The following is a 7004-nucleotide window of genomic DNA, read 5'->3' on the forward strand; positions in this document are numbered from 1 at the left end:
CTTCAATGTCAGTGAATAGGTAAGTGTGTAGAAATCAGTAGATTAATCGCGAAATATTACCTTGGGAAAATATTACGCTCAATGCGCTTTATCATCACTTGTTGAGATAATGTCGTGAGAGGGAAAGAAAAAGTGGGAAAGCGAGCGGGGGGCGCCCGCTCGGATGGGTAAATGTATTTACTCGCTCTGCATCATCTGCTCTAGCTGTTCCTGCGCGTCCAGCCAGGACAGCTCTGTTTCTTCCAGCTCGATTTTGACTTTGGTTTGTTGTTGCAGGCAGTCGGTGAGTTCGGCCTTGCGGCTGATGTCATAGATTGCGCTGTCCGCCAGTCGGGCTTCAAGTGTTGCCAGCGTTTCTCCCAGCTTTTCCATCTGTTGTTCAAGCTTGGTGATTTGTTTACGCAGCGGTTGGGTTTGCGTTCTCAACTCAGCTTCGCGACGTTTCTGATCTTTTCTGCCCTGCGCGCTGTTGGCGGCATTCTCTTTTGGTGTTTCAGCCGCCGCATTTTCCTGACGTTGCAGGCCGACCAGCCACTGTTGGTAATCTTCCAAATCGCCGTCGAACGGTTCTACTTTCTGGTCGTGTACCAGATAAAGATCGTCGGTGGTCGAACGGATCAGATGTCGATCGTGCGAAACGACAACCAGCGCGCCTTCAAAATCGATTAACGCTTCGGTCAACGCCTGGCGCATATCCAGATCGAGGTGGTTGGTCGGTTCGTCGAGCAACAGGAGGTTCGGGCGCTGCCAGACGATCAGCGCCAGCACCAGACGGGCTTTTTCGCCTCCAGAGAAGCGCTCGGTGATCTCGGTGACTTTGTCGCCCTGAAAACCGAAGCCGCCGAGGTAGTCGCGCAGCTGCTGTTCCGTTTCCCGCTCTGCCAGGCGCACCAGATGTTGCAAGGGTGACTCATCCGCACGCAGAAACTCTAACTGATGCTGGGCGAAGTAACCGAGCTTCACGCCCTTCGCCAGCCCGATTTCGCCTTGCAGCGGGGCAAGCGTGCCAGCAAGCAATTTGATTAGCGTGGATTTACCCGCACCGTTATGGCCGAGCAGCCCGATGCGCGAACCCGGCACTAAATTGAGTTTAATCGATTCCAGAATCAGCTTGTCGCCATAGCCTGCGCTGACCTTTTCCATCTTCATTAATGGATTGGGCAGCGATTCCGGGGCGCGAAAACTGAAGCGGAAAGGGTTATCGACATGCGCTGGCGCAATCAGCTCCATGCGTTCCAGCATTTTGATCCGACTTTGCGCCTGCTTGGCTTTGGTCGCTTTCGCACGGAAGCGGTCAATATAGTGTTGCAGATGCGCGACGCGTTCCTGCTGGTGTTCATAGAGCGACTGCTGCTGTGCAAGACGGGTGGCGCGCTGGCGTTCAAACGAAGAATAGTTGCCGGTGTATTCGTTGAGCGACTGCTGCTCGATGTGCAGAATTTTGGTCACGACCGGATCGAGGAAATCGCGGTCGTGCGAGATGAGTACCAGCGTGCCCGTGTAGTTTTTCAGCCACTTTTCCAGCCAGATGACCGCATCCAGATCGAGGTGGTTAGTCGGTTCATCGAGCAGTAGCAGATCGGAGCGACAGATCAGCGCCTGCGCCAGATTCAGACGCATCCGCCAGCCGCCGGAAAAGGCGCTGACAGGCTGCTGTAACTGTGACTGAGAAAATCCTAGCCCATTGAGCAGGCTTGAGGCTCTGGCCTGAATCGTCCAGGCCTGAATGGCATCCAGCTTGCCGTGCAGCGTGGCAATGGCGTTGCCGTCGTTCTCTTCATTGGCGGTCTGCAACGCCGCTTCCAGTTGGCGGAACTCGCGATCGCCGTCAATCACGTAGTCCAGCGCGGGTTTGTCCAGGGCCGGCGTTTCCTGATTAACCCAGGCCAGTGACCAGTTTTGCGGGAATGTCGCGCTGCCGCCATCGGCGCTGATTTCACCTTTCAGTAAAGACAGCAGGGTAGATTTACCACAGCCGTTCTTGCCAACCAGACCCACTTTCTGGCCGGGATTAACCGTTGCTGTCGCGTTGTCGATCAGAACGCGTACACCACGTCGAATTTGCAGCGAAGAGAAAACAATCATAAAGCGCCGTATGTTCAGAGTATGTTAAATTATGGACATATCAGGACACGCGGTGTCCTGTTTTTAGTCGTTGCGCAGCATGGTAACGGAAAACAATTATCATGACGACGCTTTGGAGGGGAATGATGTCGCAGCCACCGAAGATTTTGCTGCTGTATGCCCATCCGGAACCACAGGATTCGGTAGCAAACCGGGTCTTATTGCAACCGGCGCAGCAGTTGGCGAATGTAACTGTGCACGATCTTTACGCACACTATCCTGATTTTTTTATCGATATCCATCATGAACAACAGCTGCTGCGTGAGCATCAGGTCATTGTTTTCCAACATCCATTTTATACCTACAGCTGTCCGGCTTTGCTGAAAGAGTGGCTCGATAGGGTGCTATCCCGCGGCTTTGCCAACGGGATTGGTGGTAATGCGCTGGCGGGGAAATACTGGCGCTCTGTGATTACAACCGGTGAACCGGAAGATGCCTATCATCCTGACGGGAGTAATCGTTACCCGATGGAAGATTTGCTCCGTCCGTTTGAGCTGACGGCGGCCATGTGCCGTATGCATTGGATGCACCCCATGATTATCTATTGGGCGCGCCGTTTACAGCCCGATGTGTTGTCGAGTCAAGCCAGAGCTTACGGTGAATGGCTATCCTCCCCTTTACCTGAAGAGGAACGCTAATATGGAGAGTTCTGCGCTACTGACCGCCGGAGTCTTGTTTTTGTTTGTGGCGGTTGTAGCTGTACCGATTGCTGCCCGATTAGGCATTGGTGCCGTCCTGGGCTATTTGATCGCCGGAATCGCCATTGGCCCTTGGGGGCTCGGCTTCATCCGTGATGTGGAAGCGATTCTGCACTTCTCGGAGCTGGGCGTCGTTTTCCTGATGTTCATCATCGGTCTGGAATTGAATCCCTCCAAGCTCTGGACGCTGCGCCGCTCGATCTTTGGCGTTGGTGCGGCTCAGGTTGGCCTGAGTACGCTGCTTTTAGGCGGCGCCTTGTATCTGACGGACTTTTCGTGGCAGTCCGCGCTGATTGGCGGCGTCGGGCTGGCGATGTCGTCAACGGCCATGGCGCTACAGCTGATGCGCGAAAAGGGCATGAACCGTAATGAGTCGGGGCAACTGGGTTTCTCTGTCCTGCTGTTTCAGGATTTGGCTGTGATTCCCGCGTTGGCACTGATTCCGATTCTGGCGGGTGTGCAGGGCGATTTCGGCGATTGGGAACGAATCGGTCTGAAGGTTGCGGCGTTTCTCGGCATGTTAATCGGTGGCCGCTATCTGGTGCGTCCGCTGTTCCGCTTTATTGCGGCATCCGGCGTGCGTGAGGTCTTCACCGCCGCCGCGCTGTTGCTGGTGCTCGGCTCGGCGCTATTTATGGAAACGCTGGGGCTTTCCATGGCGCTAGGCACCTTTATTGCCGGCATTCTACTGGCGGAAAGCGAGTATCGGCATGAGCTTGAAATTGCCATCGAACCATTCAAAGGCTTGCTGCTGGGCCTGTTCTTTATCTCGGTGGGGATGGCGCTGAATCTCGGCATCCTCTACACCCACATCGTGAAGATTATGATTGCGGTGCTGGTGCTGGTGGCAGTGAAAGCGGCTGTACTGTATTTCCTTGCGCGGGTTAACCGGATGCGCCGCTCCGAACGCTTGCAGTTTGCTGGCGTGCTGAGTCAGGGCGGCGAGTTCGCTTTCGTCCTGTTTTCCGCTGCGGCTTCATTCAATGTCTTGAAAGGCGAGCAGCTGCCGCTATTGCTGGTGACGGTGACGCTATCGATGATGACGACACCGCTGCTGATGCAGGTGATCGACCGTATTCTGGTTCGTCGTTACAACGTGCAGGATGTGCCGGATGAGAAACCGTATGTCGAGGATGACGAACCGCAGGTGATCGTGGTGGGCTTCGGGCGTTTCGGACAGGTGATCGGTCGCTTATTAATGGCGAACAAAATGCGGATTACCGTTCTGGAGCGTGATATCAGCGCCGTGAGCCTGATGCGCAGCTATGGCTATAAAGTTTACTATGGCGATGCCACAGAGCTGGAACTGTTGCGTTCGGCAGGTGCGGATAAAGCGCGTTCAATCGTGATCACCTGTAATGCGCCGGAAGACACGATGGAAATTGTGCACCTCTGTCAGCAACATTTTCCAAATCTGGAGATTCTGGCGCGGGCACGCGGGCGTGTTGAAGCCCACGAGCTATTGCAGACGGGCGTAAGATACTTCTCGCGTGAAACCTTTTCCAGCGCGCTGGAACTGGGGCGGAAAACGCTGGTGACGCTGGGCATGCACCCCCATCAGGCGATGCGCGCGCAACAGCACTTCCGCCGTCTGGATATGCGTATGCTGCGTGAGCTGGTGCCACAGCTGACGGGGGATGTGGCACAAATCTCCCGTGTGAAAGAGGCGCGCCGTGAGTTGGAAGACATTTTCCAGCGGGAAATGCAGCGTGAGCGCCGTCGGCCTAGTGTGTGGGATGAGGACGACGAGTAAGCGCCAATAACGCCTCGTAGAATAGGTTCTAGATTTCAGGTTCTAGATTTTAGAACGGAGATGAATGGGAGTTATCATGCGTAAACGCTTTATTGCAGGGGCAGTATGCCCGACGTGTCAGGCGCAGGATACGCTGGCGGTTGGACGAGAGGATGATGTCGAGGTGGTGGTATGCGTGAAGTGCGGATATCGCCAGAGCCAGACTGAAGAACCCGTGGCGGCATCAGCCCCGCAGGCTAACGAGATCATCGGGATCTTCCGGCCTGAATGAGGGAGACGTGTCCATGATGGCATTGTCATCAACCGTTGACGTTTTTTGATTCCGGACGGTACATAGGGACATTTTTCAGCTACAATTTGCGCCAGTTTGATTTCCAACGGTAGGAGATATCATGAAAGTAGCAAAAGATCTGGTGGTCAGCCTGGCCTATCAGGTACGTACAGAAGACGGTGTGTTGGTTGATGAGTCTCCGGTGAGTGCGCCGTTGGACTATCTGCATGGTCACGGTTCCCTGATTTCTGGTCTGGAAAAAGCGTTGGAAGGCCGTGAAGCAGGCGAGAAATTTGATGTGAACATCGGTTCCAACGACGCTTACGGCAACTATGATGAGAATCTGGTTCAGCGCGTACCGAAAGATGTCTTTATGGGCGTTGACGAGTTGCAGGTTGGCATGCGTTTCCTGGCTGAGACCGATCAGGGTCCAGTGCCAGTTGAAATCACCGAAGTTGAAGATGACCACGTTGTTGTCGACGGCAACCACATGCTGGCAGGCCAAAACCTGAGCTTCAACGTTGAAGTTGTTGCTATCCGCGAAGCAACGGAAGAAGAGCTGGCGCACGGTCACGTTCACGGTGAGCACGATCATGAACATGGTGACGGCTGCTGTGGCGGTCACGGCCATGATCACGACCACGACCACGGTAAAGGCGGCTGCGGCGGCCACGGTGGATGCGGTTGCCACTAGTTAGTCGTAGCGCATAAAAAAAAACCTCAGGTTGATGACTATCACCTGAGGTTTTTTTATATCTGACCTGCCTTGAGCGCCGATATCACAAGCGCAGCTCTCAATAATGCGGTGGTGGCGTCTCTTCAGACTGGGGGGCAACGAGCGAGGTTTGCTGGTTGCGTAGTCTGTCGGTGAGTAGGCGTACGTGTTCGCGCAGGCGGCTAATTTCCCGCTCGTGCTGAATCACTGTTTGGTTGAGCTCTTCTATGGTGACTTCCTGAAAAGCCTGTCGGCTTTCCAACTGTTCGAGCCGTTCTTCAAGTGCTGATGGTGACATCGCTATTCCCCTTACTTCTTGTTACCCGCGAGTTTGTCAGAAAGCGGAAACTTCTGGTAGTAAAAACGGTCGCAGTAGGGCGCAATGGGCTATACAGAGTGGGGCATATTGTCGCCAGATGGCCTTAGGACGACACAAATGATGTCGGAAAAGCTTCCTGACGTTTTTTATCAAAGGATTGTCGAGTGCGTCGTTGTGTTGTCTTCGTCCGCACAGTTATAGTAGGCGCGAATGTATTTTAATGATGGCTGGAGCGCGTTGCTCCAGATGCTGGAGAAATGGATGAAATCACTGTTTAAAGTAACGCTGTTAGCAACAACGATGGCTCTGGCTCTGAACGCAGGCCAGGTTTTGGCGGCAGACAAGGCGCAGGCGTCTGACAATACTGCGGCAGCCAAATTCAAGAACGATGAGCAGGCAGCGGCTTATGCGTTAGGTGCATCTTTAGGGCGTTACATGGATAACTCTCTGAAAGAGCAGGAAAAATTAGGCATTAAACTGGATAAAGAGCAGTTGATTGCTGGCGTGCAGGATGCTTTTGCTGACAAGAGCAAGCTGACTGACGAAGAAATCGAGAAAACGCTGCAAGGTTTTGAAGGCAAAGTTAAAGCCGCCGCTGAAGCCAAAATGAAGCAAGATGCGAAAGATAACGCAGACAAAGGTACTAAGTATCTTGAATCCTTCGCCAAAGAAAAAGGCGTGAAGAAAACTGAATCTGGCCTTCTGTATCAGGTTGAGAAAGAAGGTAGCGGCAACGCGCCGAAGGACAGCGATACTGTTGTGGTTAACTACAAAGGTACGCTGGTTGACGGTAGCGAGTTCGACAACTCCTACAAACGTGGCGAGCCACTTTCTTTCCGTTTGGACGGTGTGATTCCTGGCTGGACCGAAGGCCTGAAACACGTTAAGAAAGGCGGCAAAATCAAGCTGGCTATCCCACCAGCACTGGCCTATGGCGAAAACGGCGTGCCTGGCATTCCGGCTAACTCCACGTTGGTGTTCGACGTTGAACTGCTGGACATTAAATCTGAAGCTGACCTGAAAGCAGCGGATGACGCGAAAGCTGAAAAACCAGCAGCCGAAGAAAAAGCGGCTAAATAAGCATCGCTATAATGATGATATGACCGCAGGCTTCGGCCTGCGGT

7 protein-coding genes are annotated in these 7004 nt (G+C 53.6%); 5 read left to right on the forward strand and 2 right to left on the reverse strand.

Going from position 1 to position 7004, the window contains the following annotated elements; all coding sequences use genetic code 11:
* Positions 1 to 177: 177 nt before the first annotated feature.
* A complete protein-coding gene (locus tag WCT94_RS11590) occupies positions 178 to 2085 on the reverse strand; it encodes an ABC transporter ATP-binding protein (protein ID WP_336869681.1) in 1908 nt (635 codons plus the stop codon).
* A 125-nt stretch (positions 2086 to 2210) separates the two neighbouring features.
* On the opposite strand from WCT94_RS11590, the gene kefG reads away from it, so the two are divergent.
* From kefG to slyD, 4 genes are all read left to right on the forward strand, one after another.
* A complete protein-coding gene (gene kefG, locus WCT94_RS11595) occupies positions 2211 to 2762 on the forward strand; it encodes a glutathione-regulated potassium-efflux system ancillary protein KefG (RefSeq protein WP_336869689.1) in 552 nt (183 codons plus the stop codon).
* Position 2763: 1 nt separating this feature from the next.
* Complete coding sequence (kefB, locus tag WCT94_RS11600; RefSeq protein WP_336869682.1) at positions 2764 to 4575, forward strand: glutathione-regulated potassium-efflux system protein KefB; 1812 nt, start codon at positions 2764 to 2766, stop codon at positions 4573 to 4575.
* 76 nt (positions 4576 to 4651) lie between these two features.
* The gene (locus WCT94_RS11605; RefSeq protein ID WP_336869683.1) at positions 4652 to 4846 is read left to right on the forward strand and encodes a YheV family putative zinc ribbon protein; all 195 of its coding nucleotides are present in this window, start codon (positions 4652 to 4654) and stop codon (positions 4844 to 4846) included.
* Positions 4847 to 4967: 121 nt separating this feature from the next.
* A complete protein-coding gene (gene slyD, locus WCT94_RS11610) occupies positions 4968 to 5540 on the forward strand; it encodes a peptidylprolyl isomerase (RefSeq protein ID WP_336869684.1) in 573 nt (190 codons plus the stop codon).
* Between the two features lie 100 nt (positions 5541 to 5640).
* Here slyD and WCT94_RS11615 read toward each other — a convergent pair whose 3' ends face one another.
* Entirely contained in the window at positions 5641 to 5859 is a 219-nt protein-coding gene (locus WCT94_RS11615) for a protein SlyX (RefSeq protein WP_180743225.1), read from the reverse strand.
* Positions 5860 to 6141: 282 nt separating this feature from the next.
* Between WCT94_RS11615 and fkpA the strand changes: the two genes are divergently transcribed.
* Positions 6142 to 6960, forward strand: coding sequence for an FKBP-type peptidyl-prolyl cis-trans isomerase (gene fkpA, locus WCT94_RS11620; RefSeq protein ID WP_336869685.1), 819 nt, complete (start codon positions 6142 to 6144; stop codon positions 6958 to 6960).
* Positions 6961 to 7004 lie beyond the last annotated feature (44 nt).

The organism is Pectobacterium sp. 1950-15 (assembly GCF_037136835.1).
GTDB lineage: Bacteria > Pseudomonadota > Gammaproteobacteria > Enterobacterales > Enterobacteriaceae > Pectobacterium.